This window comes from Niastella populi (assembly GCF_002078015.1).
Lineage (GTDB): Bacteria > Bacteroidota > Bacteroidia > Chitinophagales > Chitinophagaceae > Niastella > Niastella populi.
The window spans coordinates 1-2,094 of sequence record NZ_LWBP01000081.1 but is presented as its reverse complement, the minus strand read 5'-3'; the positions used below and the strand labels follow the sequence as shown (position 1 = coordinate 2,094).

Here is a 2,094-nt window from a genome sequence, read left to right as displayed (position 1 = left end):
GCAGTGAGTGGATGATTGTTTCGATACTGGGCGTGTTAAAATCAGGAGGAGCCTATGTTCCAATCGATCCGCAGTACCCTCAGGAAAGGATAAATTACATTGAAGAGGATATCAACTGTAAGGTATGCCTGGATGAAACTGAATTAATCAGGTTCAAAGAGAGCGAAGCGCATTATTCTAAAGAACCGGTGACTACCACAGCTAAGGAAGATCATCTTGCTTATGTGATCTATACCTCAGGTTCTACGGGTAAACCCAAAGGAGTGATGCTTGAACATAGCGGTCTTGTGAACAGGATGCGCTGGATGAAGCGGGATTTAGCAGTAGAAGAGGCAGATGTATTCTTACAGAAAACGCCTGTAACGTTTGACGTTTCGGTTTGGGAACTATTCCTCCCATTGATTTGTGGCAGTAAGCTGGTTTTTGCAAAGCCGGATGGTCATAAAGACCCGGTTTATCTGGATACGATATTAGAGACTCAAAAAATCAGTATCGTCCATTTTGTCCCCTCCATGTTAAGTGCAGCGTTAGACACCATAAGGTGGGACAGATTAGAAGGCCTGCGTCATGTGATATGCAGTGGCGAAGCATTACCGAAAAGAATTGAAGAATCCTTCAAAGCAAAGACTTCTTTTTCGAGCTTGCATAATTACTACGGCCCAACGGAAGCCTCGATAGATGTGACCGCTATAAATTTAAGCCAGCACCCAACTGCGGGCCATGAGGTTTTGATAGGCAAACCGGTTGACAACACAAGTATCTATATAGTAAACGAAAAGAATGCCCTTCAACCTGTAGGTGTTTCAGGAGAGATCCTGATCGGGGGAGATCAGGTTGCCAGAGGTTATTTGAACAGAGAAGAGTTAACCAAAGAGAAGTTCATCGCAAGTCCATTCAAAGAAGGAGAGCGGTTGTACAAGACAGGAGATTTAGGCAGGTGGTTAGAAAATGGAAGTTTAGAGTTCATAGGTAGAAAAGATGACCAGGTTAAGATCAGAGGTTACAGGATAGAGCCCGGAGAAATAGAGCATGCTTTATTAAACTATGAAGAGATAAGCCAGGCTGTAGTATTAGCCAAAGAAAACCAGTCAGGCCAAAAGGAGCTGGTAGCATACATCACTTCTGATACCGGACAAAACGCAAGTGAACTAAGGGATTATTTAAAAGGTGCACTGCCAGCTTATATGGTTCCTGCTCATTTTGTACAACTGGAAGAACTGCCATTAACCGCAAGCGGTAAAATAGACAAAAAGTCTTTACCTGATCCTGAAGGTGTGGGTCTGTCAGGTGGAGTACAATATGTGGCTCCAGGCAACGAACTTGAAGAGAACATGGTGAGAATATGGAGTGAAATATTGCGTGTAGATAAGGAGAGGTTAGGTGTTAAGGACAGTTTTTTTGAATTAGGTGGCGATTCGATTAAAGTTATCCGTTTGCTTGCGGCAATAAGAAAAGAAATGCATTATAAATTCTCTGTTAATGAGGTTTATAAAAATGATACGATAGAAGCGCTTTTACAATATGCTAAAGAGAATAAAAATGAAATTGATTTAAAGAATGAATGGCGATCAGAAATAGAAAAAAGCATACGAAGTGAAATAGAACGGTTGAAGGAGAGCATATTGTCGTCCAACCCGGTTCTGAACGAAGAGAATATCGAGGATATCTATCCTATGAGTGATATTGAGAAAGGAATGGTGTTTGGGTATGAGATGAATAAAGGCACAGGCACGTATCATGATCAAATGGTATACAGACGGGTTATTCATGAATTTGATATTGCCCGGGTTAATATTGCCTTAGATCTGCTTTCGCAGAAACACTCGATATTAAGAACCAGTTTCAATTTGAGTGATTTTGAACGTGAAGTTCAAATTGTACATAAGGCTGTTAAAGTCAGCCTTAATTTCAAAGATCTTGCTGTTTTAACCGGCGAACAGCAGGAGGAGGAGATTCGCGCATTTATGCGATCTGAACTGGATACCATAGATGTTTCAAAGGCTCCATTGTGGAGCATGAGTGTATTCAGCCTGGGTGATGATAACTATATTTTTATTTTTCAGTTTCATCATGCCATCATCGATGGATGGAGTC

1 protein-coding gene is annotated in these 2,094 nt (G+C 41.3%); it reads left to right on the top strand.

The features are described from left to right. A partial coding sequence (locus tag A4R26_RS09155; protein ID WP_133054602.1) for a non-ribosomal peptide synthetase occupies positions 1-2,094 on the top strand: 2,094 nt, incomplete at both ends.